Here is a 25,250-nt window from a genome sequence, read left to right on the forward strand (position 1 = left end):
TCTAACCAAACTTCATCTGGAATTATATAAAAGAGGACTGAACATGACGAAGGAAGTCGAATGGGCGCGTATGACCGCGCCGGTCCTGCGCGAGATTGCGGGCAAGCCAGGCGCTCTTGCTGTTCTACCCGTCGGATCGCTTGAGCAGCATGGCCCCCACCTGCCGGTCATTACGGACACGGTGAGTGCTTCGGCTGCCGCCATTCGCGCCGCGCGTCTCGTGGTCGATGAGGTTCCCATAGCTGTCCTCCCTGGACAATGGCTTGGTATGAGTGAACACCACTTGCCATTTGGCGGCACTATCACGCTTGATTACGATACGTTCAGCCGTGTCATCCGTTGCATAGCCAGATCATTGAAAGCGCTCGGATTTTCGCGTCTCCTGATTGTCAATGGCCATGGCGGCAATATCGATCCGCTTTCAGTAGCTGTCAGGGAACTGGCTGTTGAGTTCGCGATGCCAATCGTTGCCACCACACCGTGGATGTTGGCGGGCGACGAAGCACGAGAAATCTTTCAGATCGATACTGGACCACATCATGCTTGTGAGGGGGAAGCTTCCGTCATGCTGGCGATTACCGGTGATACCGTAAAGACGGACAAGTTCGGACAGGCATTCGGCAATCAACAACATCCTGTCGACGTACCGGCGGACGTTTCGCGCTTCTATTCGTTTGCCGAGCGTGCGCCGGTTACCGGAACTTGGGGAGATCCGCGCAGCGCAACTGCCGAAAAGGGAGAGCGGTTCCTTGATCTGCATGCAAGGGAACTCGTGAAACTGATTTGTAACGATGTGTTGTGGACCAGACCGGATTCCGTTTGGGCACCTGGACGAGGCCTTGCGACGACGGAAGGGCGAGCTGACTAACTTGCCCAGCATATGCAACTCGAAAAGAAAACGCGAATGTGGGAACGAAATGATAATGAAGTCGAGAAGAACACGCAAAACTCTACTGTCACTATTGGCAGCGGTAGCATTTTCCAGCGTAACACTTGTGCCGGCAATGGCAAAAACACTGGTCTATTGTTCTGAGGGAGCGCCGGAGGGCTTCGATGCAGCACTTTATACGACAAACAGTACGTGGGATGCTTCTGCCGAGACAATCTATGACCGGCTGACAGAGTTCGAAAGCGGCACGACCGACGTTGTTCCGGGCCTCGCAGAAAGCTGGGCCATCTCTGATGACAATCTCGAATATACGTTGAAGTTGCGCGAGGGGGTGAAGTTCCATTCTACTGATAGCTTCGCGCCTACCCGTGAATTCAACGCAGACGACGTCCTGTTCACCTATAATCGTCAGCTCGACAAGAAGCATTCATGGAACAATTATTTCCTCGGTGCAGGCTGGGAAATGTTCAACGCTATGGACATGCCGGTGATTATCAAGGAAGTCGTCAAAATCGATGACCACACTGTGAAGTTTGTTCTCCACCAGCCGGATGCATCTCTTCTCGCGAAGCTCGCTCTTAACTTTGGCTCGATTATGTCGGCGGAATATGCCGAGCAATTAGCGAAGGCCGGGCAGCGCGAGGATCTCGACCGCAAGCCGGTAGGCACCGGTCCTTTTCGTTTCGTGGATTATCAGACCAATGCGGTAATCCGCTTTGCTGCAAATGCAGAGTATTGGGGCGGTACGCCTAAAATTGATAATCTGATCTTCGTGATCACAACGGACCCTGCCACCCGTATGCAGAAGCTTCAGGCGGGTGAGTGTCATATAGCAGCTTATCCTGCTCCGGCAGATGTTGCGCGGCTAAAAGCCGATCCAAACCTTACTGTGATGGAACAACCGGGTCTGAACGTGGCCTATCTCGCCATGAACACGCTAGCAACCCCATTCGATAAGGTAGAGGTACGTCGGGCGCTAAATATGGCCATTGATAGAAAGGCGATCGTGGAAGCTGTCTATCAGGGAATGGGCCAGGTCGCTCGAAGCGTTCTGCCACCCAGCATGTGGGGCTACAACGATGATATAAAGGGATATAGCTACGATCCTGATGGAGCAAAGAAGCTTCTCAACGGTGCAGGTGTCAAAGACCTCAAGATGAAGATCTGGGCGATGCCTGTCAGCCGTCCTTATATGCCAAATGCGCGGCGTGCGGCCGAGCTCATGCAGGCGGATCTTGCCAAGATCGGCGTCGGGGTAGAGATCGTCTCCTACGAATGGGGTGAATATCTCAAGAAGGCCCGCGACAAGGATCGTGATGGAGCTGTGGTGCTCGGAGGCACCAGCGATAATGGTGATCCCGACAACCTGCTTAGCTATTTCTTCAGTTGCTCTGGCGTTGGCGGAAGCAACAATGCCAATTGGTGCCACAAGCCATTGGAAGATATTCTGCAGAAAGCGAGGGTGAGTTCGAACAAGGATGAGCGAACCAGGCTCTATCAGGAGGCACAGGCAATCGTCATCGATCAGGCTCCATGGATTCCGCTCGCGCATTCAACGGTCGTGTTGCCGATGTCCAGGAACGTGAAGAATTACGTCATGGAACCACTCGGGTCGCACCGCTTCGAGAAGGTCGACATCGAGGAATAAAACAATTCGCCACTTGCCGACGCTGACTTTCCAGCGTCGGCAACAATTAGGTTCTGATATTTATTAGATATGCAGAACTTCAAGCATGTAGGCGATCACTCGGCTTGCACAAAAAACATAGTTCTGTGTGCACGGGTGCCGTTATTCCGGCAAAAAGCACTGCTCCGGAATATGGCATCACAATGTCGCTGCCGTTGGCGCGTTTCCCTATGACCTCCCCTTCTTCAACTTTTTCACCAGCCGCAAACTGCTTGAGCAAGTGATCATCTTGGTGATCGGCCAGAATAGCATCGCTGATTTCAAGCACCCATGACGGGTTCACTATGGCTGGCTGTGCGGAGATTAAGCCGAGCGACGCCATTCCGCTGACGACACAATCATAACCGACCTGCGGCCCGTTGGGATCGAGATGCTGACCGCATTCGACAGTTACGCCGTAGCCACCCGCAAATCGCATATATTCAGTGGTGCCGATGGCATGCAGGGACGACAGTCCTTCGGTCAAGCCAGCTTCACGTTTTTGCTCAAGCGTCTTTTCGTGAGCTGGCAGCCAACCATGGATAATGATAGGAAGGCCAAGTGACTTGGCCAGCTTTTCTTCCGCCTCCTGATGCGCGAAAGGTTCGAGTGTACCGTTGTTGTTACGTGGTCCCATGAGAGCGAGCGGCGGACCTTCTGAACTGAAGGAATGAAGATCGATCAGCACGTCATGGGCGCGTAGCAACGGGCAGATGATATTGGCCACGCGGTCTTCGTTATCCTGGGGGATAGCGCATTCGGAAAGATTGCGGTTCAAATTGCGATCGCCGAAGCGGGTATTGTTATGAAAGGCGAGCCCATTCACAACTGGCACAAAGGTCACCGTGCCGCATTCCAGGCTCCTTTGTCCGCTGCGGAACTCGTGGATCAGACGTGTGATCGCGTAAAGGCCGCACGGCTCGTTACCATGGACTGAACCGGTCACAATAAGGCGCGGACCTGGCTTCAGGCCATGGAACGTAACTGTTTCTATAGCGCTGGGCGGGGTTGTCCCTCGGGGTTGGAGAGCCGTTTGGGATTCGTCCACCGACGCGATATCGATAACCATTCCGGGGCGTACTCGGCGCGCCAGTTCCATCAGATGTTCGTGGGCAATGACGACACAGCCCGATGTACCGCTAAACTCGGGGTGGGCCGCATGCATGAAAATGGCAGACCCGCCGCGTGCTTCAGGCAAGGCATCGTTCCAGCCGACGGGGATGATCAGATCGAAAAGCCGCTCCCCCCGACGGGAAGCCTGTGTCTCATCGGTTTCAAAAACCAGCTGGTTATAAAATGGACTGTCTGCATCTTCCACCCAGCGATAGTTTTCGGGCTTGGGTAAAAATGGGAAATCAAAACTGCGTAGCTCATCGCCAAAAACCGTAGGATCGTAAAAGCCATAACGCAAAGGATAGCGACCACGAGGGGTTTTCCCATCACCTTCACGTTTCAACTGTGGTTCCACCAACCCATTGCGGCCTATCGCGCATTTGACAGTCCACTCGTCAATAGTGAGCAAGCCGATATGGGGGTTCTGTTGGTCTTGCCCGGTACGCACGACAATGGTGGGCTGTTCAAGCGTTCCGACCAAAAATGGATTCTGACTCATAATCTTAGCCTTGTTCTAACAAGTGACAGCGTGCTCGATGGAAAGAGCGGTCCGACGAATTGGTGAAATCGGGAATATCGCCAGAGCGGCACGGAACAAATGCCGATGGGCAACGAGGATTGAAGGCACAACCTTGCGGAGGGTTGAGGGGCGATGGAGCCTCGCCTCGCATGCGGCGTTTACCAGCAGTTGGAGCCAAGGGGTCGGGGATCGAAGCGATCAATGCCTGCGTGTAGGGATGCAGCGGTTTGGTGAAGATATCGCTCCAGATGCCTTCCTCAACGATACGGCCAAGATACATCACTGCGATGCGATCGCTCATGTGTTCGACGACACCCAGATCGTGCGAAATCATCAAGAGCGCAATGCCCAACTCATCTTTCAGTTCCAGCAAAAGATTGATGATCTGGGCACGGATGGAAACGTCGAGTGCCGATACAGGTTCATCACAAACAAGAAGTTTCGGCTGTACGATCAAGGCACGCGCGATACAGATGCGTTGTCTCTGACCGCCAGAAAATTCATGCGGCCTGCGGTTCGCCGCATCAGATTTCATGCCGACCTTGCCCAGCATATCGACCACGCGGGCGTCGATCTCAGCCTTGTCCTTCATGCCATGGAGACGTAAAGGGGCGGCAAGCGCTTCGCGTATAGTACGGCGTGGATTCAATGAAGCAAACGGGTCCTGAAATACCATCTGCACGCTGCGGGCTTGAGTAAGAGGGTCGTTCCGCACATTCGCTGCTATATCGTGGCCCAGAACTTGTACGGAACCGGAGGTGATCGGAACAAGCCCCATGATTGCGCTCGCAAGAGTGGATTTCCCGCAACCGCTTTCCCCCACCAACCCCAGGCATTCGCCAGCGTTGATGGACAATGAGATTCCATTGACCGCCTTCAAGGTCTTTTTCCTGAAGTTTTCGCGAACCGTGTAATGGACGCGAAGATTCTGAATGGCCAGCACTTCTTCTGGATTTTCATCGAGGTTACCGGCGGCAGGTACCAGATCGGAGTTCAGTTCAATCATGATGGAAACACCTAATCGAGCCCTGTGCGTCGAGGGGAGTGAGTGGCGGCATAGCCCCACGACATTCATCGCTGACCCGCGGACAACGCGAAGCAAAGCCACACCCCATGTCACGTTCCATCAAACCTGGAACGACACCTTTGATTTCTGTCAGTCGCGAACGCCCCTCCTCCAAACGCCGCCCCAGACGAGGAAGAGATGCGACGAGGCCACGCGTATAGGGGTGGCGTGGGTCGGTGAAGATTTCGCTTGCAGGGCGCTGTTCGACAATGTGGCCAGCATACATAACAGCTACACGATCGCACATACGCGCCACCAGCCCCAGATCATGGGAGATCATGAGCACCGCAGTGCCGCGCGCTGTGCACAGGTCGAGGATCAATTCGACAATCTCTGCTTGAATCGTAACGTCCAGCGCAGTGGTCGGTTCATCGGCGATCAGCAGCGCAGGGTCGCATGCCAGCGCAATGGCGATCATGACCCGCTGGCGCATGCCACCGGATAACTGATGCGGATAATCCTTGATGCGTCGCTCCGGGCTTGGAACCTGGACCTGCTCCAGAGCCTCAATGGCCCTCAATCGAGCTTGACGGGGGTTCATCCCCTTATGCAACACGAACATCTCACCTATCTGATCGCCTATCGTCATCAGGGGATTGAGCGAGGTCATCGGTTCCTGAAAGATCATGGCGACGCGGTCACCCCGCAAACGCCTCAGATCCTTGTTGGGCAGACGACCAATATCCTGTCCTTCCAGAAGAACTCTTCCCTGGGTCACATTCATCGGCTCGCGCAGCAATCCAGCGATCGTCAGCGCGCACAGACTTTTGCCACAGCCGGATTCCCCGACCAGCCCAAATACTTCGCCAGACCGGATGGAAAAATCTAGATTGCTGACCGCCGGGAACGTGCGTCCTTTGGCCCGAAGCGCAATCGAGAGGTCATCGACCTGTAAAATTGAATTGTCGGCCATCAGCGCTTTGACCTCCCATGAGGATCCAGCAGGTCGCGCAGTCCATCGCCCAGCATGTTAAAGCCGAGAACGGTAATAAACAGCGCCATTCCTGGGAAAATGGCTACCCATGGCGCCACCATCAACTGCTCACGAGCACGCGCCAACATGCCCCCCCAGCTCGGTGCTGGCGGAACGACGCCCAGTCCTAGAAATGACAGTGATGCTTCCGCCATAATTGCCGATCCGATGCCCATCGTGGCCACCACGATCAAAGGTCCACCGATATTGGGCAGAATTTCCCGCATCATGATGTAAAGCTTGTTGAAACCCAGCGTGCGGGCTGCCTGCACATAATTCTGCGATTTCTGGGTTAGAACCTGCGCACGTGAAATTCGACAACTATAGGCCCAGTCCGTCAGACCGAGCGCAATCAACAAGCTCAAAAGCCCAGGTCCAAGCACGGCCATCAGCGCCAGTGCAAAGACAATGGTGGGAATTGACAGCATCAAATTGGTAAGGCCTTGGACGAATTCGTCCCACCAGCCGCCAATATAGCCCGCTGAGAGACCGAGCAACACGCCGATACACGTATTCATCATTTGAATGGCAAGCCCGATCATCAGCGAAATACGCGCGCCATAGACGATGCGCGAAAAAATATCCCGGCCCTGCTCATCGGTACCAAACCAGAACTGCGCGCTTGGTGCTTCTTCGGCATACAGGAGATTGGAATTGGAGACCGGATCATAGTGGGCAATCCATGGCGCGAAGAGTGCTACCAGAACAATGGTCACGAATATCGTGAGCCCTATGAGAAGATTGGAGCGTATCATGAATACCGCCTGTCCCGATCGAAATGTCTGAATAACTGCAGAGGACGCTTTTCCATAAGCGATCACCGATATCGGATGCGCGGATCGATCGCGAGATAAGCGATATCGACAAGCGTATTGATGACGAGAAAGAAGAGCACGATCACAAGAATGCAGCCCTGTACCGTTGGAATGTCACGCATGGAGACCGACTGCGTAAGCAGCGAACCGATACCCGGCCAGGCAAAGAGATTTTCGATGACCACCGACCCGCCTAGCATTGAACCGAACTGCAAGCCGATCGTTGTCAGTATCAAAACAAAAGCATTCCGCGCCATGTGCTTGGTCACAATGCGGAATTCCGAATTACCTTTTGATCTGGCAGTGCGAACAAAATCGGCATTCATGGTTTCGAGAACGGCTGCGCGGGTCGTGCGGGCCAAAAGCGCCATCGGAGCAATGCCAAGAGCCAGAGCTGGCAGTATCAGGTTCTTTAGACTGCCGTTGCCATAACCGAAGGTAGGCAACAGTCCCAGTTTCAGCGAGACGAAATACATCGCCAGCAAGCCGAACCAGAAACCAGGCAAAGACAGACCCGATACAGCTGTTATCATAGCCGTTGTATCAAGCCAGGTACCTTGTCGCACCGCAGCCAAAAAGCCGAGCGGCAAGCCAATGATGATGGCAAAGAAAATAGCGGCAACGGCAAGCTTGAACGAGGCGACAATTCGGCCAGACAACATGGCCGTAACTGGGCGCTGCGTGGAGAATGACTTGCCGAGATCGCCAGTTGCAAGTCCGGTGATATATTTGCCGAACCGGTCTAACAGGGGGTCTTTCAACCCCAGTTCTTTTTCGATACGTTCCACAACCGCTGGGTCAATGTCACGTTTATCACCTGCAAGCGATGACACAAACGTGCCGGGCATCACGCTGAATAGAAAGAAAATCAACGTTATTGCAGCAAAGACCGTGACCAGAGATTGCAGCATTCGTCTGCCAATCACCATCAACATAAGAATATCCATAATTTTGTCTGGAGCGCACTCTGACCGCACGGACCGAAAGCGCTGAAAGCATTCACTTCTGAACGCTGTATTTGAACGACATTCGAGAGACGCTTTCGCTTATCCCGGCAGTCTGGCACCGCATGTCCTTTCGGGTGCATGGTGCTGGGCTATTCTGGCTCACTGCCTGCCGGGAGCATTATCGTCGAGCCAAAGCGAATCTACCTCGATAATTGCTGCTTCAGTCACGTTTGCGTCGACACCATGAATCCATGGTTGGGTTGCCACTACAGCCTTGTTGTAGTTGTTGAACCAAACGGGCGCTTTTTCGAAAATATAGCCGTCAGCCTTTTTCAACAGTTCCACACGTTTGGCTGGATCCGCTTCAGCTGCAGCCTCATCGAGGATCGCATCGTAAGCCGGATCTTTGAACGCACTGCGATTGCAGCCAGAACGGCTTACGCGGCTATCGAAGCAGCGCAATGCATTGAGCGAATCCGGGCCTGTCCCCGCCGAGCGGAACCAGGCCATTGCTTTACCCTGATCCATTTCGTCAACAAGCGTATTGGAATCCACGACCTTTGCGGTGGCAGTAATGCCTACCTCCTTGAGAAACGGCATCATTGCTTCCAAAACTCCAAGGCTCGAAGTTCCTTCCGTCACCGAGATCGTGACCTCGAAACCGTTCGGATAGCCTGCTTGTGCCAGCAGTTGCTTCGCCTTGGCCGGATCGTAGGGATAAGGTGCGCGTTCCTTGTCGAAAGCTGCGGCAGTGGCCGGTAACCAGCCTGTTGCTTTGTACGCCTTGTCCTTGAGAAGCTTGCGGATAATGATATCGCGATCAACAGCATAATTGATTGCCTGACGCACACGCACATCATCGAAAGGCTTCTTCTCGGTATTCATGCCCATATGCCGCGTGAAGACTTCTGAAAGTTCGATCAAACCTTTGGAAAGTTCAGGATCGGCCTTGTAGAGAACATAGGCATTTTCCGACAAAACGGTGGCGTCCAGCTCACCTGCACGGAAAGCCATATCAAGCGCACTATTATCACCGGAAATGGTGAATTCAACCGCATCGGCATAGGGTTTGCCCGATTTGAAATATTTATCAAATTTCTTGCCGGAAATCTTGGAGCCCTCGACATGGCCTTCAAATTTGAATGGCCCTAACCCCACAGGATGAGAAAGGAAATTTCCGCTTTCCACTTCTTCTCTCGGCAAAATCGTCGTTATGGCTTCGAAGAACTGCGTTCCGGGATCGACGAGATCCTTGAATGTCAGAGAGAAGGTGCGGTCGTCGATTTTTTTGATGCCGCTGATTTCCTTGGCTTCACCCTTCGCATATTCCTGCGCGCCAGCCAGTGTTCCGACTTGTACCGCCCCCGGATAGCCTTTCGTGGGGTCCATGATACGCGTGTAAGACCACACCACATCGTCCGTGGTCAGTTTGCGGCCATTGTGGAAATAGATATTGTCGAAAAGTTCATAAGTGAACGTCCTGCCATCTTCGCTGGTCTTTACCAACCTGGCAAGATCGAGTGCTGGCGCGTTCTTTTCCGAATCCCACGTATAGAGGGACCGATGAAACGCCTTGGAGACCACCATATCCTGCGATGTATAGGTCGCATGCGGATCCAGGCTCTTGAGAGCTGCGCCATAAGGCGCCGCCAGATGTAATGTGCCACCGGACTGGGGGGCATCGGCCCAAGCAGAAAACGCTGGTACAGCCACCGACAATGCCGCGCCAAACAGCGCCGCCTTGATAATCGAGCGATAATTCATCTTTTCCCCTTATGTTTGATTGATTTTATCTTTGCTTAGCTTTGAAACGCATATTCGTGAAAGCGCTTCGCGAATATGGGAAGGAAGGTTTTGTCGTCTGCCGCCCACTTGCTGTCGCACATAACGAACAAGACAAAACTTTTGCCATCCGGCGTCTCCCCATAAACCAGATCATGTCTGGTCCAGGACGTATGCCCACCTTTCGACCAGGTCATCACTTCAGGCGGCAAGCCCCCAACCAGAAAGCCGCGAACCTGATCCCCTTCCGGCTCAGCATCGTTCGGATGCCGCTGAAATTCGCGATTCATCAGCCCCATCATCCACTTTGATCGCGGACGGGCATCGCGCGCGATGTCGTGCAATAGTGCGGCACCCGACAAAGGTGTAAGCAAATTACCGTTCTGGCCATTGCGGATTTGTTTGGCTCGCCCATAGGGACTGTCTTCGTAGGTACCGTGCAAGACATTGATGCTTGCAAACTCCATACGGTTTTGTGAATCGTACCATTGCTGGACGCGGTGGCGTGCGGCGCACCAGTCTTCAAGCGCCGTGCCTTGCAGGCATGCACCGTCATCCGCTCCTGTTAGACGGCCAACGAGATAAACAGTGGCCTCATTGGAAGAAATCGCCATCATCTGTGCAGCAGCGCGATCGTCTTCCTCATCTTCCGCAATCATGCCGTTCTCACGGAATGCTGCCAGAGCGTCCAGAAAGAACAGCTTGATAACGCTTGCCGGATAAATCGGCTTGTCAGCCTGATGCCCATACCATGGCGATTGAAGGAAGGGGCCAGGGTCGCACGAACGCAATGTTGCGTTGTAGATGCAGGCTGCAACCCCAACCTGGCTTTCATCGAGCGCTCCACCGGTCGATGCCAGCGCGTCTGCCAAAGCGCGCTCCGCCGGATGGGACGTTGAGATGAGAGTTGTAGTATTCATTTCTATCCCCTTGTTCTGTTCTGATTTAGCCAAGGAAATTTTTTATTTGATATAGAAAACTTATTAGAACTTCATGCATATCGGATATGAAGTAACGGCCAGACGGCGCAATCAAAGCGAGAAACCCATGCAATCGCGGAAAAACCATATCAATGTTCGTCAAGTAGAAATTTTCCGTGCCACGATGAAATTTGGCACTGTCACGGCCGCTGCCGCTGCTCTTGGGTCATCTCAACCCACCATCACTCGCGAGCTGTTCAGACTGGAAGAGCATATTGGATTTCGTCTATTCGAACGACGTTTGCAGCGCTTAGTGCCGACGGCAAGAGCGCTCAAATTGTTTGAGGAAGTGCAGGCTTCATTCATTGGTCTGGATCGAATCAACGGCTTTATTGATCGCCTACGGGAGGCCTCGGAGGAAATCCTGACGGTTTCCTCTCTGCCAGCCTTTGCACTGACTATATTGCCGGAGGCGGTCAAGCGGTTGAATGCAGACCATCCTGATTTAACTCTGCAAATCAGCACCGTCGACCCACGCAATCAATCAAGCATTTCAGGCTTCAACTTCGATATCGGATTGATCGAGGACATCTACACGGAGCGCGATGCCGATGCTCGCATTCTGTGGACTTTCAAGCTCGTCGCCGTGCTGCCTCCGCAACATCCTCTTGCAACAAGGGATTTTCTCGAACCAGCCGATTTTGAAGATATCAACTTTATAAGCCTCGGCCCCCGAGATCCTTATAGGCTCAGCGTGGAACGCATATTCGATATGGCAGGTACGCAGCGTCGTCTGTTCCTGTCATCACAGTCAGCTGGTGGCGTATGCGAATTGGTATTGAGAGGCTTGGGCGCCTCCATCGTCAATCCCCTCACAGCACTTAGCTACGAACAGCAAGGTTTGGTATTGAAACCTTTTTTACCCGCTCAGGATTTTGTCCTGTCTGTCCTCAGCCCCTTCAACCGGCCAATTGTCGCCAGCTCTGAATCCCTCGTAAAGCATCTATCGCAAATCTGTGCGGAAACACACAACACTCTGGTTCGGAAGGGCCTGATCTTCTCTGAAGACAAGAGAATTTAGCCAGTTTGCGGACGACTGCCATCAACGATGGCCTATGTATTTCAAAAATGTTGTGCAGCGGCGTTTACGAAGGCAACAAATAGCCGGGTGCCGGGATGCTCGGTAGTGTCGAATAATTCAGGATGCCATTGCACACCCATCGCAAATGATTGCGATGGAATTTCAATCGCTTCAACTACACCATCGGATCCGCAAGCGGTGACAATCACCTCATTGGAAATATCGACAAGCGCTTCGCGATGAAACGTGTTCACATTGAATTTGTGCACCTGCAATATATCAGCCATCCTCGTTCCAGCAGAAACAGTAACTTCGTGGAGAAGATCGGCCTGGTCGTGGTTGATTGCGTCTGGCAGGGCGGCATGCACATCCGAAACCATGCGACAGCCGTTCAGACAACCCAGCATCTGCATCCCGTTACAAATGCCCAATACAGGCTTGTCGTTAGCAAGAAATCCGTTCATCAAGGCTACTTCCACATCAAGACGATCGGAAAGCGGAAAAGCAGAGCGATCCCCTTCCACATACCAGTCATCGGGGAACTTTATTCGGGCCCCAATGCTTAAAAAGCCATCGAACTCTTCGATGATCCGGTCCACTATATCTGACAGGTAGGGTATGCCGTATGGGATGCCGCCAGCCCGGTGTATGGCTGAAAAGTAGCGTTTTGAGATATCGTATCGATCACCCCCGGCGCTGGTGTTTTCCCCCATTATTACTGCGATAACGGGTTTCATGTCTCCGACTTTACTTTGATTCATCAATTTCAGTACCATGTGAGCTTGTTGTCGGGAATAAAGTCGCACAACGCTAGCTGACTGTAGCCGCGATGATAAACATGGGCCTAAGACTGGCGCACGTGGTGCGTTGGACTGATCTGGTTCATTGGAAGATGGCTAGGCACAAAATCCGGTGCCCTTACAACGCTTGGAATCTCATCCGACATCGGTTCGCGACCAATCGGGCGCTTCGCAGGATCGGCGATAGGGACGGTCGAAAGTAGCTTTTTGGTATACGGGTGCTGAGGATTGTTAAAGACGGAGCGACGATCTCCGATCTCTACGATCTCGCCCAGATACATAACCGCAACACGATGAGCAATACGTTCGACGACAGCCATATCATGGCTGATAAACAAGATTGAGATACCGATATCCCGTTGAAGGTCCATCAGCAGATTGATTACCTGCGCCTGAATGGTCACGTCAAGTGAAGCAACGGCTTCGTCAGCGATGATCAGGCGTGGGTCGAGCGCGAGTGCGCGAGCAATACAGATGCGCTGGCGCTGACCGCCTGAAAAGGCATGCGGATACCGTTCAAGGTAGCCAGCGGGAAGGTTGACCTTGGCTAGCAGATCAACAGCCCTTTCGCGTAGCTGTGTCGTTCGACCTGCACGATGGACACGCATGGGATCCATCAAGGCTTGCTCGATCGTCATTCGCGGGTTGAGTGATGAGAAGGGATCCTGAAATACCATCTGCGCTTCGCGGCGAAAACGCCTGAGAGCCGTTTTGGTTGCGCCAATGAGCTCGGTTCCATCATAGCGGATCGAACCGGACTGCGGCTTGTCCAGTTGCATGATGCTCCGTGCTACCGTGGACTTGCCGCAGCCGGATTCACCCACCAGCGCGAGGGTTTCGCCAGGGAATATATCGAAGGAAACATTTTCAACCGCATGGACACGGCCAGTAATGCGTCCCAAAAGGCCACCCTTTAGCTCAAAACGGGTAACCAGGTTGCGAACTTCAACAAGCGGGGTTCTCGCATCGTTTTGCTTGGCAGCATCATTCATGGTGCTATCTCCGCCAAAACTGCATCGTGCTCATAAACAAGGAGAGGGAATTTTTCAGGGTTATCCTTATCTGCCATGCTGCCGAGACGGGGAACAGCAGAGATCAATGCTTGTGTATACCGGTGCTGTGGATTGTTGAATATGTCGTTGACAGGTCCTGTCTCAACTATCTCCCCCTTGAGCATCACGCACACGCGGTCCGCGATTTCTGCAACAACGCCCATGTCGTGGGTGATGAACAGTACCGCCATGCCGATTTCGCGTTGTAGCGCCCGCACCAGATCCAATATTTGTGCCTGGATAGTGACGTCCAGTGCCGTTGTGGGTTCATCGAGGATCATCAATGATGGCCGGCACGCCAGAGCCATGGCGATCATCACACGTTGGCGCATACCGCCCGAAAGTTGATGCGGATACTGGTCCAGCCGACGCTCGGCATCGGGCACACGGACAAGTTTGAGGACATTCAGCGCTATCTGCCTTGCATCATGCGGCGTCTTTTTCTGGTGCCTGATGACAGCTTCCGCAATCTGGTCTCCGACGGTGAAAACGGGATTCAGGCTCGACATAGGATCCTGAAAAACGATTGAGAGCTCAAAGCCGCGCAGCGCCTCGACACGTCTTTCGGAAAGTTTCACCAGATCAGCGATCGAGCCGTCCTTCAGCCGCATCAGGATCTGGCCACCAGTAATCCTGGCACCATCAAATTCTGTCAGGCGCATTACTGTCATTGCAGTCACGGATTTCCCCGAACCGGATTCACCCACCAGCGCAAGTGTTTCCCCATGCCCGATCTGAAACGATACTTTGCGCACGGCATGCACCGGGTTTGCCGCGTTCGGCGCGAAGCAAACTTCGAGATTCTCAACGGACAGGATGATGTTATCGGTAAGGGTTAAATTACTTGTCGATATCCTGGTCAAACTGGTTCCCCTTGCGATTGGCTCGCATTTTAAGGATATCTAATGCTTTGGACAAAGCCTGTGTCAACATACTGTCTTGGTAACAAGTGGTTTTTAACAGGAGCATAAAGTGGCCGGGAGGGTATCAACTATGCCAACCCAATCAAAAAAACCCGACAAAGGATTGCTTTCAAAAGAGGTTATGCAAACTTTGCATTATCCTCTCTGTTTTCGCATGGGTAGTTTCAGCGTAGCTTAAGTGCGGGATCGATAAGGCTGCGTGCGCAGTTTTGGTTTTCTGCGAGATACTTCCAGAACGCTTCTGCGTTCCGGTCTTTTGCGCCTGCGCGTCGAAAGATCCGAATTTCTATCTCCAACGACATCTGCTGCCCTCCGATTTGAACCAATTCGTTCTGGCCGATCGACTTCTGCACGCATATCTGGGGCAACCACGCGATACCCTGGCCGGCTATCGCCATTTGCTTGAGGCCCTCCGCGAGTGAAGATTGATACACCGTGCTCAAGTTGAGCGGACGTCGCCAGCGTGACTGGATAAGAGATATGAGCTTTCCCAGATATCCGTCATTCCATGAGTAGGAAAGGTAGGGAATTCTGTCACCCTCAGATACATCCAGATCGTAGAGAGGTTTACCTGATGGATCAACTCCCGAGACAAGGATCAGACGATCCTTTCCAATCTGCAGGGATTCGAACGGCCCCGCTTCGAGAACTGGCGGCCCATCGGGATGATCATAAGTAATCGCGAAGTTACATTTTCCAGAAGACAGGTGTTCGATGCATTCGAGAAAATCACCCGTATGCATACTGCAGCGAACAGGTGAACTGGGTAGTTCGGAACGGCTGATCCAGTTTGGGAAAAAGTAGATCGCCAATGTGTGAAGGGCGGCGAATGTGAGGAGCTGTGAATTAGCTCCCGCTACGTTGTGGCAATCGGTGCGAAGACGGTACATGTCTCTCACGAGTTCCTGACAGCGTGGTACAAACATGTTGCCAGCACTTGTCAAATGCACCGGATAGGTGCTTCGATCAAGAAGATCTGCACCAACCCATGACTCTAGCGACCTGATACGGCGACTGAATGCCGGTTGTGAAATATTTCGCGATGCAGCGGCCGTGGAGAAATTCCGCGTCGCAACAATTTCCAGGAAGTCCTCGAGCCAGGCTAGCTCCATAATGACCTCATGCGTTATTTGCATAATTCATTCTAACTACGCATTGGACACCGATGCAAGTGTGCTCCTAGCTTAAATTCAAAAGAAGACTGCAAGACCAAATAGGGGAACATATCCATGAAACGTGCTTTGGCTCTGGCCCTTTCCTGTGGCCTTGGCCTGGCGGTAGCGCCCGCTGTCGCGCAGACCAAGAATCCCGGAACATTCGTCTTTCTCTGGACTGATGATGTTCAGTCCTTTGATCCAGCCTATATCGCGAATACACCCAGTTCCTACGGCGTACTGAATGTCTATAGTCGCCTGCTCAATTATAACGGTTCACAGATATCTGAATTTGTACCCGCTCTTTCCAGCGATGTACCGACGCTGGAAAACGGTCTTATAAAACAGGGCACCGATGGATCGATCAGTTATACGTTCCCCATCCGCAAGGACGTTCACGCTCACAAGGTCGGGATCAAGGGTAGCGACGGTAAGATTGCTTGGCAAAATTACGACGGATTGGCGGATGATCAGAAAGCGAAGATAGAACCGGGATACGGCCAGATCACACCCGAAGACGTGCGCTATTCGCTGTTGCGGGCCATTCTCATGGGGCAGTCGTGGATGGCGAATGCCATTACCGAAGTTGTAACGGCCGGAAAATATCCAGACGTCACGAAATGGGTCGAGACCGAAGCAAATGTCAAGGATATCAAAGATGCCACTCCTGAGGCCCTCCGCAAGGTCTATGACCAGCTTGCCTCGCAGATCACTGTCGAAGGGGACAATGTTGTCCTGAAGCTTCCGAAATCCTTCCCGGCTACACTTGGTGTTCTGGCCCTTCCGTTCGGTGCTTCCATAGTTGACAAGGAATGGGTCGCGTCTGTCGGCGGATGGGATGGCAATGGTGATACTTGGATAAAATACTATCGTCCCGAGCTTGGTGACGACCCGCTATTTGCTCAGGAAAACGGTACCGGCCCTTTCATGCTTGAAGAATGGGACCGTACCGATCGCCGCATCACGCTTAAGCGGTTTGACAATTACTTCATGGGACCGGCAAAGCTGGAGCGCGTTGTCATGCGTACGGTGCCGGAATGGACGACACGTCGTCTGCAGCTCCTTTCAGGGGATGCCGATTTTGTTACGGCTCCCGTCGAGTTTCTCGATGAACTCAGCAAGACGGAGGGTGTCAAGGTTGTCGACGGGTTGCCCAAGGTTTTCAGTCGCGGACTTTATTTTGCATGGCCTCTAGATGATGCCGACAACCCCGCACTCGGAAGCGGCAAGCTCGATGGAAACGGGATCCCGCCGGATTTCTTCGCCGACATTGATGTGCGCAAGGGCTTCAACTATGCTCAGAACTATGATGCGCTTCTCAAACAGGTTCTTCTGAACAAGACTGTCCAGTCGCGGGGCCCGACCGTGCGAGGCATCATGGGCTACCGTGACGATTCTCCGATCTACAGCTATGATCCGAAGAAGGCCGCAGAGCATTTCAAGAAGGCCTTCGGCGGCAAGCTCTGGGAGACAGGTTTTACTTTCACAGCCTATGTACAGGAAGGCACGCCGCAGGGTACGGCCGCATTGTCTGCGCTGCAGCAGGGGTTGCAGCGCATCAATCCCAAATTCAAGATGAAGATCCAGTCGTTGCCCTGGGCATCGATTTCAGACAAGCTCAATAATCGCGAAAAGCCAGCGTCTCCGCTGACTTATATGGGCTGGGGCCCAGACTATTCGGATCCAGGTGGTCCGCTCGGGGCAGCAACCTATTATCTTTCACCGACTGGACTCGTCGGTGGCATGCTCGGCGACGGGTATCGTGGGTTGATGGCTGAAAAATTCAAACCCTTGCTGGACGAAGCTTGGGCCTCCTCCGATCCTGCCGTTCGTGAACCAATCTATGCAAAACTGCAGACGATGTCGCACGACTATGCAACCACCCAGTTCCTTTGGGAGGATTTCGGCTACATCGTTACCCGCAGTAATATCGATGGTTATGTGCATAACATGATCCTTTACGGCGCCTGGGATTTTTACCCGGTGACCAAGGCTGACTGAGCCTCGCTGAAACGTGCCGGGCGACACAATCGCCCGGTTCTTTTCCCCAACTCCAAGCGAAACGGATCCCGGTGTGCTGAATTACGCTTTGAGGCGGTTGCTGACGCTTCCCGTCGTCCTCTTTGCCTTGTCATTGATGCTCTTCGCGCTGCAGATGTCGCTATCGCCAACACAACGGCTGGCGGCTTACGCGCCTTCGCCTGACTTTCTAAAAGGGGGGCAGGAGAGCATCCGACGCATGATCGAACAATACGGGCTTAACGATCCATTCCATGTTCAATACGGCAGATGGATCGGTAATATCATGACCGGTAATCTCGGTTGGTCTGAAACTGCACGTCAACCTGTATCCCATGCGCTGACGTCGCTGCTGCCTGCAACACTAGAGCTGGTTTTGCTGGCCTTCATTCCAAGTTTTCTGCTCGCGATCTACCTGGGTTCGCGTGCGGGCATTTATCTCAACAAATGGCCGGACCACCTCATCCGGATATTCACCATTCTGGGCTGGTCATTTCCAGTCTATGTCTTCGGCCTATTGATGCTCCTGATCTTTTATTCCGCACTTGACTGGTTTCCGCCGGGAAGGCTCAGCCAATGGGCGCAAGCGACAGTCATGTCCTCCGATTTTACCAGATACACTGGGGCCAATACCATTGATGCGATCCTCAACGGCAATTTTCAGATACTTTGGGATTCCCTTCGTCACCTTGCTGCCCCTGTCATTACGTTGACCTATGTCAATCTTGCGAGCATGACCCGTGTGATGCGAACCTCGATGCTTGAAACTCTGCGTCAGGATTACGTCCGTACGGCGCGAGCCAAGGGTATGCCTAAACGCATTGTGGAACTGCGGCACGCCCGTCGCAATGCACTTCTACCCGTTACCACAATTGCTGGCATGGAGCTTGCAACGATGATGGGTGGTGTCGTCATCACAGAAACCATCTTCGATTATGCCGGTCTCGGCCAGTTCGCTGCCAAGTCCGCCGCTAATCTGGATTTTCCAGCAATCCTGGGCTTCAGCCTCTATTTTGCGATCGTGCTTGTACTGATGAACCTGATCGTTGACCTGATTTATCCGTTACTCGATCCAAGGGTGAAGACGCGATGAAATTGCTGCGATATCTGCTGCGTAACCCTGTTTCCCTGATTGGAGTCCTGATTTTGCTGGCCTTTGTGCTGGTGGCAATATTCGCGCCGGTACTAGCACCGCCGCAGGAATTCCAGATGTCTGTCTACGATACGCCGCGAGCTGGCTTTCTGGCGACACCGCAACCGCCCTCCGCCGAAGCGATCTTCGGGACCACGGAAGGTCAATATGACATTTATTACGCAGTCATCTGGGGTACCCGTACGGCCTTCAAGATCGGCCTCGGCGTTGTCGCCATCTCTGTGCTGATCGGAACGTTGATAGGTTCTCTCGCCGCCTATTATGGTGGCACGGTTGATGAGGTTCTGATGCGCATCGTCGATGTATTTATGGCCGTTCCATTTCTGATTGCAGCCATGGTGCTAACTGCGCTTCTTGGAAAGGGCATTGGTCCGATTACGATTGCGCTGACAACTTTTGGCTGGATGGGGTACGCCCGCGTCATCCGCAGCGAAATCCTGCGTATTCGCGAGATGGACTATGTCCACGCCGCCCGAAGCTACGGTGCCGGAGATCTTCGTCTTATTGCCTTACACATTCTGCCGAACGCCTTTTTCCCGGTCCTCGTTCTCGCCACCATGGCGACTGGCTCAATGGTGCTTTCGGCCTCTGCGCTCAGCTTCCTCGGTGTCGGCACCGAAGAAGGCTATGCGGACTGGGGGCAGTTCATCGCCTATTCGCGAAACTGGATCGTCGGCCAGCCCGGAAATCCTTTCCAATACTGGTACACGCTGGTCTTTCCCGGCGCTGCAATCTTTCTCTTCGTTTTGTCATGGAACCTTGTCGGCGACGCTTTGCGAGATGTTCTTGACCCCCGCCACTCAAGCTGAACCTCCGGAGTATTGTTGTGTCAACGCTTTCAAATCAATCAATTGAACTCTTCGAAAGCCTTATCCGCCATGAGGTGGAAGACAAGACTATACCTTCAATTTCGTATGCACTTGTCGACCGTGATGGATTGCTGGCAGAAGGACATATTCAACATCCGGATCGCCATTTCGAGATGAATGCGCGAACATGTTTCCGTATCGGTTCGATTACGAAGACCTTCACTTCAATTGCGATTATGCAATTAGTCGAGAAGGGACTTTTGGACCTTGATGTCGATGTTTCAGAGTATCTTACAGGTTTCCAGCCCATCAATCCGTTCCTCGGGCGTGAAAGCGGGCCTTTCGGTTCCCATGTCAGTCTTCGCAAGTTGATGAGCCATACGGCCGGTATCGTTCGGGAGCCCAAAAGCGGTCATTATCTCGATGCTCATCGCCCCCCACTTGCAGATACAGTGGCCGAGCTTGCAACTTCCACACTCAAGCAGGATCCTAGCGCCGGAACCATGCATTATTCCAATGCCGGGATCGCGGTCGTTGGGCTTGTTATCGAGAAGGTAACACGCAAGAGCTATGCAGAATACATAACTGACAATATCCTAAAACCTCTCGGTATGCATGACACGTCCTCGGGTATGGCAGACGGTATTCGCGAGCGTCTTGCGCCCGCAGACATGTGGACCATAGACAGGGATAGTCCTGCGCCTGTATTCAGTCTGGGCGGCTCTCCTGCTGGGAATATTTTCTCGACCAACCATGACATGGCAAGTTACGCACGGTGTCTTCTCCGCGGCGGCTTTGCGCCGGATGGTCATTCCGTTATCTCTCCCGCCTCGCTACGCGAGATGTGGACGCCGATTGGAAAACGGCCAACTGGCCACGACCGAACCCAGAACGGCTACGGACTGTGTTTTGGTGTTGGAGATATGGATGGCTGGACCTCCGTGGGGCATGGTGGTGCGGTTTATGGTTATGCATCCCAGATGACGCTGCTTCCACGTGCTGGCTTTGGTGTCCTGATATTTGCTACCCTGGATTTTGCCAATCAGATCGCTTCGCGCTTGGCTGGCGACGGTCTGCGTATTGCATTGTCGGAACATGGTATGGGCAAGCGCCCGCAGGGGGGCCTGGTGCCGCCCGCAATAACCGATGAGCAGTTTGCCACCCTTCCAGGAATTTATCGTCAAGTCGAAAGCGGCGAAGTTGTCGAAGTGAAGGAAAAGGCAGGCAAGCTCTATCTCATGGGAGAGGGTGTGCCTTTGCAGATCCGTCCAAAATCTGAGAAAGATTTTGTTATTGACGGTCGCATTTATGGGCGTGGCGCGGACTATCCTCATATGGACGTCTCGTTTACCGAACCAGGCACACTCAACTGGAAAGGTCAGGAGTGGTTGAAAGCCGATAGTCTTCCCGTAGAGGAGGTTCCGGCGGAAATAGCCTCTCATCTGGGAAGGTATGGACCAGACTTCAACATCACATATCTGAGTTATAGCCACGGTCAACTCAAATGCCTGATCGAGTATTTCTGTACCCATACTTGTGAACCTGTCGACGGCAATCGTTTCCGGATGCACGGGTTGCTTTATGAGGAAGAGATACTCGAGTTGGGCGCGACTGACGAAACCGGGCGAACAGGTATCCGGGTCGGACCGATGTTTCTGGAACGTCGGCAAGCCGAGAAGGTCGCCTGACAGAAGTTCTGATCCAACACTATCAAGCTCTCAGTTTTAACGGCACCTTCGGGTGCGTGCATGCGGATGAGATAAGGATCGAAGACCATGAAGATATTTATAAGCGCAGATATCGAGGGTACGGCAGGCATCACCAACTGGGACGAGGCGCGAAAAGGGCATGCCGACTACGAAGAGTTTCGCGAGTACATGACAGACGAGCTCGTGGCCGCATGCGAGGGGGCACGAGCTGCCGGTGCGAAAGAGATCGTGGTAAAAGATGCGCACTCGTCCGCGCGTAATCTGATCCTCTCCAAACTTCCCGACTATGTTCGCATCGTCCGTGGCTGGAGCGGGCACCCCGACGCTATGATGTTCGGTATTGACCGCAGTTTCAGCGCGGCACTTTATACCGGCTATCACAACAAGGCTGGCACCGATACCAATCCACTAGCTCACACGTTGACAGGCACGGTTTCACGGATGCTGATCAATGGCGTGGTTGCTTCTGAATATACGCTAAACGCCCTTTGCGCCGCACGCTATGGTGTACCTTCAGCGTTTCTTTCGGGCGATGCCGGAATGTGCAGGGAAGCACACGATCTCTTGCCAGACATTCTCACAGTCGCCACAAGCGAAGGACATGGTCCTGCTACCTCTTCATTGTCGCCGCAGGGTGCTGTCAAAGCAATTCGTGAAGGTGTTGAACAGGCGTTGTCGCGCGACCTGTCCGAATGTCTTCCGAAGCTAGCAAAAAATTTCGAGCTTGTTGTCGAATACACCAATCCGATAGAAGCCTATCGTGGCAGTTGGTATCCCGGAATCGAACATCCAGGGCCCCGTATGCTCCGTTTCAAAGCTAATGATTTCTTCGATATTCAGCGTGCGATCCGATTTGTCGTATGAACATGCTGAAATTCTGGCAACTATGTCCAAGCTCGGCTTTGATGGCTTCTTAATGAATTTGCACAACCTCGGTATGGAGATCCGCAACGTCGAGCGTGTCACCGTTTGTTGGGGTCGGCCCAATGGATCAACGACGAGGCCGCCCACTTAATCAGAATCATACCCGGTCATCCTTTTGAAAAAGGCGATGAAGACGCTGTCGCTGGTGAAGCCGAGAGCGAAAGCTGCCGAGTGGATGGTGGACCGGCAGGACCGCGACCAGATGTTCGGTCCAAACACGTCGGGGGCGGTAGCCGGAGAGATCGGGCGTCCCGACCGCGAACGCGACGTCGAGCTTACCCGCACGCAGTTGCGTGATTGCCTCCCGCCCGTGTCTTCAGCAATTTCCAGATCGACGCTGGGGTAATCATCGCGGTATCGACCGATCAAATTGGCGAGGAAGCTGTACGGGATCAGATCATGAACGCCCATGCGCAGGCGACCACAATCTCCCAAAGCCACCATGCCGGCGGACTTCACGGCATGATCGAGTTGTTCGACACCGGCAGGGCCCTCTCGATAAAAAGACGTACGGCCCCGGTGAGCCGGACGCCTTGCGTGTTGCGCTCGAACAGGAGGATATTAAGGGCGTCTCGCCATAGAGACCAGCAGGCTTGTAGCAACCAACGCAGCGGCAAGATTGTAGGTCATACCAGAGACGAAGGCAGCGGCGTAGCGCGTAGCCTGCCCTTCCGGTCCTGCCCCGAGTGTTGCACCGAACAGGATACCGACCGCCGCGACACCGAGCGCTGCGCCAACCTGCTGCAGTGTGGAAATCACACCAGAAGCCATTCCCGCCTGCCGTTCTTCGACGAAGCCGAGCACGAGGTTGAGCAACGGCGTCATGATCATTGCCTGCGCCCCGCCGATCACGATCAACGTCGGAACAAGATGCGCCACGACTAGGTCGGCTCCGGCGGTCCAGACTTGTCCAATCAACACGCCTAACGAAAGTGCGTAAACCAGCGCGCCAACGGCGATGGCTGGCGTACCGAAGCGAGCGACGAGGCGGGGCGCGCTGAGCGAGAATATCACGAAAGCGATGGAGCACGGTACAAATACGCTGCCGGCCGCGAACGGGCTCAATCCGAACCCCGTTTGCACCAAAAGCGCGAAACACAGAAAGAAGGAGGAGGCCGTTGAATAGATGAGCAGCACCAACAACCCACCTTTGGCAAAGCGTGGTTGGCGCATTAGCGTCATATCCACCAAGGGTTGGTGGCCGGTTTCGCGGCGACGTTCCTGATATTGATAGAAGATGGCGAGTAGGAGCGCGGCCCCGGCGAGCGATAGGACGCTCCAAAGCTGCCAGCCACGAGTTGGGGCTTCGACCAGTGGCACGAGCAGCAGGGTTAGACCAACGCTGGCTAGGACCACGCCCGGCCAATCGAGCGTGGGGCGCTCTGGGGCGATCGTTTCGGGGATGAGCTGTGCCATAGCAATCGCGAAGATGCCGACGGGCACGTTGATGAGGAAGATGGTGCGCCAACCGAGTTCCAGGATATTCGTCTCAACCAGAAACCCGCCGAGAATCTGTCCGGCAATGGCCGCAAGGCCAAGCGTCATGCCAAGGAAGCCGAAGGCACGACGGCCGTCGTTGCCGGTGAAGTTAACGCGAATTGAGGCATAGACCTGCGGAAAAAGCAGCGCGGCCGCCAGCCCTTGCAGCACGCGTGCCCCAATCAGGATTTCCACGGTCGGAGCAATGCCGCAAAGAAGCGATGCCGCCGTAAACCCTGCCATTCCGAGGACGAATAGCCTTCGCCGTCCGTAAAGATCGCCCATTCGCCCGCCGGTAACGAGCAACACACCGAAGGCCAGTTCGTAACCTGCGACGATGAAGCCAATCTGCGACAGGCTGGCTCCAAGCTCGACCTGCATGGAAGGGATTGCAACATTGACCACGAAGAGATCAAAGATCGTCACGAATCCCGCTAGCAACAGGACGGAGAGGCCAAGCCAAGGCGGTCGGCGGGCCACGTCGGTAGTTGTGGTAGAAAGCGTATGGGCAGCGCAACCATCTGAACTCATTTGGCATCCTCTTGTGTTGACGCACCACCAATTTCACGATCATTATCCTTTTACAATTTAACACTTTATACTGTTGCTGATTGTAATGGGCTGACCAATGCGCACTCTTGAAAGAACCCGTCCCGAGCTTGCTGATTTCCTGCGAACGCGCCGCGAGCGGCTGTTGCCGGAAGATGTCGGCCTGCCAACCGCCACGCGTCGGCGAACACCAGGGCTGCGGCGTGAGGAAGTCGCAGCTCTCGCAGGCGTCGGACTGACATGGTATACGTGGCTTGAGCAGGGTCGAGAGATCGGGGTCTCAGCCGATTTCCTCGATAGTCTTGCGCGTGTCCTCAAGCTCGATGCGGCCGAACGCCGACATCTCTTCATGCTTGCTCATGAGCGTCCGCCAGCGGAACCGGGCAAGACGTTCTGCATTGTGCCTTCGCTCGCCGCCCGGCTGGTGGAAGATCTTGCACCCCACGCTGCTTATATCATCAATCTTCGCTGGGATGTGCTGGCGTATAACCGGCCAGCCGACCATCTATTCGGGTTTGGCAGCCATGATCCCCGCCGCCGCAATCTGCTTTGGGCATTGTTCACCGATCCCCGATTGCAGGAAATCATTATCGATTGGGAGACGCAGGCACCCGCGATGCTCGCCAGCTTTCGCCGCGACTTTGCTGTTGCACGCGAGGATGCCGATGCCCGTGCTCTGGTCGAAGAGCTGGAACGTGTCTCGCCCGGGTTCAAAGAATGGTGGCGTAGCCAGGACGTTTATGCGCCCTGCACGGGCACACGCACCATCAGAGTGGAAGGAGCGCCCGTAGATTTCGAGCATACTTCGCTCACCATCGACGGTGGGCAGCATTTGCGGCTCGTCGTTTATGCGCAGAAACTTTAATTGACGGATGCATATCCGTGCCGGCGCGATGCCGTAACGATA

Annotated in this window: 20 protein-coding genes and 1 pseudogene; 9 read left to right on the forward strand and 12 right to left on the reverse strand. The window is 53.8% G+C overall.

The genetic code is table 11. The annotated features are described in order from the left end of the window. Positions 1-43: 43 nt before the first annotated feature. Both AAE521_RS17230 and AAE521_RS17235 read left to right on the forward strand, forming a co-directional pair. Positions 44-868: a creatininase family protein gene (locus AAE521_RS17230; RefSeq protein WP_342061981.1), complete on the forward strand. Its 825-nt coding sequence runs from the start codon at positions 44-46 to the stop codon at positions 866-868. A 55-nt stretch (positions 869-923) separates the two neighbouring features. Beyond that, positions 924-2,537 carry an ABC transporter substrate-binding protein gene (locus AAE521_RS17235; RefSeq protein WP_342061982.1) on the forward strand — a complete coding sequence of 538 codons (1,614 nt, stop codon included), beginning with the start codon at positions 924-926 and terminating at the stop codon, positions 2,535-2,537. A gap of 79 nt (positions 2,538-2,616) precedes the next feature. Here the strand turns inward: AAE521_RS17235 and AAE521_RS17240 are convergent, their stop codons facing one another. The 7 genes from AAE521_RS17240 to AAE521_RS17270 form a co-directional block, all read right to left on the reverse strand. Next, positions 2,617-4,167: a L,D-transpeptidase family protein gene (locus AAE521_RS17240; RefSeq protein WP_342061983.1), complete on the reverse strand. Its 1,551-nt coding sequence runs from the start codon at positions 4,165-4,167 to the stop codon at positions 2,617-2,619. A 4-nt stretch (positions 4,168-4,171) separates the two neighbouring features. Further along, positions 4,172-5,194 carry an ABC transporter ATP-binding protein gene (locus AAE521_RS17245; protein WP_342061984.1) on the reverse strand — a complete coding sequence of 341 codons (1,023 nt, stop codon included), beginning with the start codon at positions 5,192-5,194 and terminating at the stop codon, positions 4,172-4,174. Continuing rightward, positions 5,187-6,167, reverse strand: coding sequence for an ABC transporter ATP-binding protein (locus AAE521_RS17250; protein WP_342061985.1), 981 nt, complete (start codon positions 6,165-6,167; stop codon positions 5,187-5,189). The genes AAE521_RS17245 and AAE521_RS17250 overlap by 8 nt, the downstream gene beginning before the upstream one ends. Then, positions 6,167-6,982: an ABC transporter permease gene (locus tag AAE521_RS17255; protein WP_061346818.1), complete on the reverse strand. Its 816-nt coding sequence runs from the start codon at positions 6,980-6,982 to the stop codon at positions 6,167-6,169. The genes AAE521_RS17250 and AAE521_RS17255 overlap by 1 nt, the downstream gene beginning before the upstream one ends. 62 nt (positions 6,983-7,044) lie before the next feature. Further along, on the reverse strand, positions 7,045-7,977 hold the full coding sequence (locus AAE521_RS17260; protein WP_342062042.1) for an ABC transporter permease: 933 nt from the start codon (positions 7,975-7,977) through the stop codon (positions 7,045-7,047). 171 nt (positions 7,978-8,148) lie between these two features. Beyond that, positions 8,149-9,753, reverse strand: coding sequence for an ABC transporter substrate-binding protein (locus AAE521_RS17265; RefSeq protein ID WP_342061986.1), 1,605 nt, complete (start codon positions 9,751-9,753; stop codon positions 8,149-8,151). Positions 9,754-9,788: 35 nt separating this feature from the next. Continuing rightward, a complete protein-coding gene (locus AAE521_RS17270) occupies positions 9,789-10,691 on the reverse strand; it encodes a serine hydrolase (RefSeq protein WP_342061987.1) in 903 nt (300 codons plus the stop codon). Between the two features lie 73 nt (positions 10,692-10,764). On the opposite strand from AAE521_RS17270, the gene AAE521_RS17275 reads away from it, so the two are divergent. Continuing rightward, on the forward strand, positions 10,765-11,772 hold the full coding sequence (locus AAE521_RS17275) for a LysR substrate-binding domain-containing protein (protein WP_342061988.1): 1,008 nt from the start codon (positions 10,765-10,767) through the stop codon (positions 11,770-11,772). A 41-nt stretch (positions 11,773-11,813) separates the two neighbouring features. Here AAE521_RS17275 and AAE521_RS17280 read toward each other — a convergent pair whose 3' ends face one another. The 3 genes and pseudogenes from AAE521_RS17280 to AAE521_RS17295 all read right to left on the reverse strand — a co-directional run bounded on the left by AAE521_RS17280 (position 11,814) and on the right by AAE521_RS17295 (position 15,659). Further along, complete coding sequence (locus AAE521_RS17280; protein WP_342061989.1) at positions 11,814-12,509, reverse strand: gamma-glutamyl-gamma-aminobutyrate hydrolase family protein; 696 nt, start codon at positions 12,507-12,509, stop codon at positions 11,814-11,816. Between the two features lie 107 nt (positions 12,510-12,616). Then, a pseudogene (locus tag AAE521_RS26765) lies at positions 12,617-14,487 on the reverse strand (ABC transporter ATP-binding protein). Positions 14,488-14,711: 224 nt separating this feature from the next. Beyond that, on the reverse strand, positions 14,712-15,659 hold the full coding sequence (locus tag AAE521_RS17295; RefSeq protein ID WP_342061992.1) for a LysR substrate-binding domain-containing protein: 948 nt from the start codon (positions 15,657-15,659) through the stop codon (positions 14,712-14,714). Between the two features lie 117 nt (positions 15,660-15,776). Between AAE521_RS17295 and AAE521_RS17300 the strand changes: the two genes are divergently transcribed. From AAE521_RS17300 to AAE521_RS17320, 5 genes are all read left to right on the forward strand, one after another. Next, positions 15,777-17,702, forward strand: a complete 1,926-nt coding sequence (locus AAE521_RS17300; protein ID WP_342061993.1) for an ABC transporter substrate-binding protein — start codon at positions 15,777-15,779, stop codon at positions 17,700-17,702. A 73-nt stretch (positions 17,703-17,775) separates the two neighbouring features. Continuing rightward, positions 17,776-18,813, forward strand: a complete 1,038-nt coding sequence (locus tag AAE521_RS17305) for an ABC transporter permease (protein WP_235817671.1) — start codon at positions 17,776-17,778, stop codon at positions 18,811-18,813. Continuing rightward, positions 18,810-19,682, forward strand: coding sequence for an ABC transporter permease (locus tag AAE521_RS17310; RefSeq protein WP_071632732.1), 873 nt, complete (start codon positions 18,810-18,812; stop codon positions 19,680-19,682). Before AAE521_RS17305 ends, AAE521_RS17310 begins: the two co-directional genes overlap by 4 nt. 17 nt (positions 19,683-19,699) lie before the next feature. Next, positions 19,700-21,370: a serine hydrolase domain-containing protein gene (locus tag AAE521_RS17315; RefSeq protein WP_342061994.1), complete on the forward strand. Its 1,671-nt coding sequence runs from the start codon at positions 19,700-19,702 to the stop codon at positions 21,368-21,370. A gap of 87 nt (positions 21,371-21,457) precedes the next feature. Further along, on the forward strand, positions 21,458-22,255 hold the full coding sequence (locus tag AAE521_RS17320) for a M55 family metallopeptidase (RefSeq protein WP_342061995.1): 798 nt from the start codon (positions 21,458-21,460) through the stop codon (positions 22,253-22,255). A 157-nt stretch (positions 22,256-22,412) separates the two neighbouring features. On the opposite strand, the gene AAE521_RS17325 is transcribed toward AAE521_RS17320, so the two are convergent. Together AAE521_RS17325 and AAE521_RS17330 are read right to left on the reverse strand one after the other, a co-directional pair. Beyond that, the gene (locus AAE521_RS17325) at positions 22,413-22,613 is read right to left on the reverse strand and encodes a LysR substrate-binding domain-containing protein (RefSeq protein WP_342062043.1); all 201 of its coding nucleotides are present in this window, start codon (positions 22,611-22,613) and stop codon (positions 22,413-22,415) included. A gap of 263 nt (positions 22,614-22,876) precedes the next feature. Beyond that, positions 22,877-24,325: an MFS transporter gene (locus AAE521_RS17330; protein WP_342061996.1), complete on the reverse strand. Its 1,449-nt coding sequence runs from the start codon at positions 24,323-24,325 to the stop codon at positions 22,877-22,879. Positions 24,326-24,422: 97 nt separating this feature from the next. Between AAE521_RS17330 and AAE521_RS17335 the strand changes: the two genes are divergently transcribed. After that, positions 24,423-25,208: a helix-turn-helix transcriptional regulator gene (locus tag AAE521_RS17335; protein WP_342061997.1), complete on the forward strand. Its 786-nt coding sequence runs from the start codon at positions 24,423-24,425 to the stop codon at positions 25,206-25,208. The last annotated feature ends 42 nt before the right edge of the window (positions 25,209-25,250 follow it).

Source organism: Brucella cytisi (assembly GCF_038433355.1).
GTDB lineage: Bacteria > Pseudomonadota > Alphaproteobacteria > Rhizobiales > Rhizobiaceae > Brucella > Brucella cytisi.

Excerpts from the sequence above, each read along its gene's own strand:
- AAE521_RS17230 (WP_342061981.1), top strand. The coding sequence starts at position 44 with ATGACGAAGGAAGTCGAATGGGCGCGTATGACCGCGCCGGTCCTGCGC.
- AAE521_RS17235 (WP_342061982.1), top strand. The coding sequence starts at position 924 with ATGAAGTCGAGAAGAACACGCAAAACTCTACTGTCACTATTGGCAGCG.
- AAE521_RS17240 (WP_342061983.1), bottom strand. The coding sequence starts at position 4,167 with ATGAGTCAGAATCCATTTTTGGTCGGAACGCTTGAACAGCCCACCATT.
- AAE521_RS17245 (WP_342061984.1), bottom strand. The coding sequence starts at position 5,194 with ATGATTGAACTGAACTCCGATCTGGTACCTGCCGCCGGTAACCTCGAT.
- AAE521_RS17250 (WP_342061985.1), bottom strand. The coding sequence starts at position 6,167 with ATGGCCGACAATTCAATTTTACAGGTCGATGACCTCTCGATTGCGCTT.
- AAE521_RS17255 (WP_061346818.1), bottom strand. The coding sequence starts at position 6,982 with ATGATACGCTCCAATCTTCTCATAGGGCTCACGATATTCGTGACCATT.
- AAE521_RS17260 (WP_342062042.1), bottom strand. The coding sequence starts at position 7,977 with ATGTTGATGGTGATTGGCAGACGAATGCTGCAATCTCTGGTCACGGTC.
- AAE521_RS17265 (WP_342061986.1), bottom strand. The coding sequence starts at position 9,753 with ATGAATTATCGCTCGATTATCAAGGCGGCGCTGTTTGGCGCGGCATTG.
- AAE521_RS17270 (WP_342061987.1), bottom strand. The coding sequence starts at position 10,691 with ATGAATACTACAACTCTCATCTCAACGTCCCATCCGGCGGAGCGCGCT.
- AAE521_RS17275 (WP_342061988.1), top strand. The coding sequence starts at position 10,765 with ATGCATATCGGATATGAAGTAACGGCCAGACGGCGCAATCAAAGCGAG.
- AAE521_RS17280 (WP_342061989.1), bottom strand. The coding sequence starts at position 12,509 with ATGAAACCCGTTATCGCAGTAATAATGGGGGAAAACACCAGCGCCGGG.
- AAE521_RS17295 (WP_342061992.1), bottom strand. The coding sequence starts at position 15,659 with ATGGAGCTAGCCTGGCTCGAGGACTTCCTGGAAATTGTTGCGACGCGG.
- AAE521_RS17300 (WP_342061993.1), top strand. The coding sequence starts at position 15,777 with ATGAAACGTGCTTTGGCTCTGGCCCTTTCCTGTGGCCTTGGCCTGGCG.
- AAE521_RS17310 (WP_071632732.1), top strand. The coding sequence starts at position 18,810 with ATGAAATTGCTGCGATATCTGCTGCGTAACCCTGTTTCCCTGATTGGA.
- AAE521_RS17320 (WP_342061995.1), top strand. The coding sequence starts at position 21,458 with ATGAAGATATTTATAAGCGCAGATATCGAGGGTACGGCAGGCATCACC.
- AAE521_RS17330 (WP_342061996.1), bottom strand. The coding sequence starts at position 24,325 with ATGAGTTCAGATGGTTGCGCTGCCCATACGCTTTCTACCACAACTACC.
- AAE521_RS17335 (WP_342061997.1), top strand. The coding sequence starts at position 24,423 with ATGCGCACTCTTGAAAGAACCCGTCCCGAGCTTGCTGATTTCCTGCGA.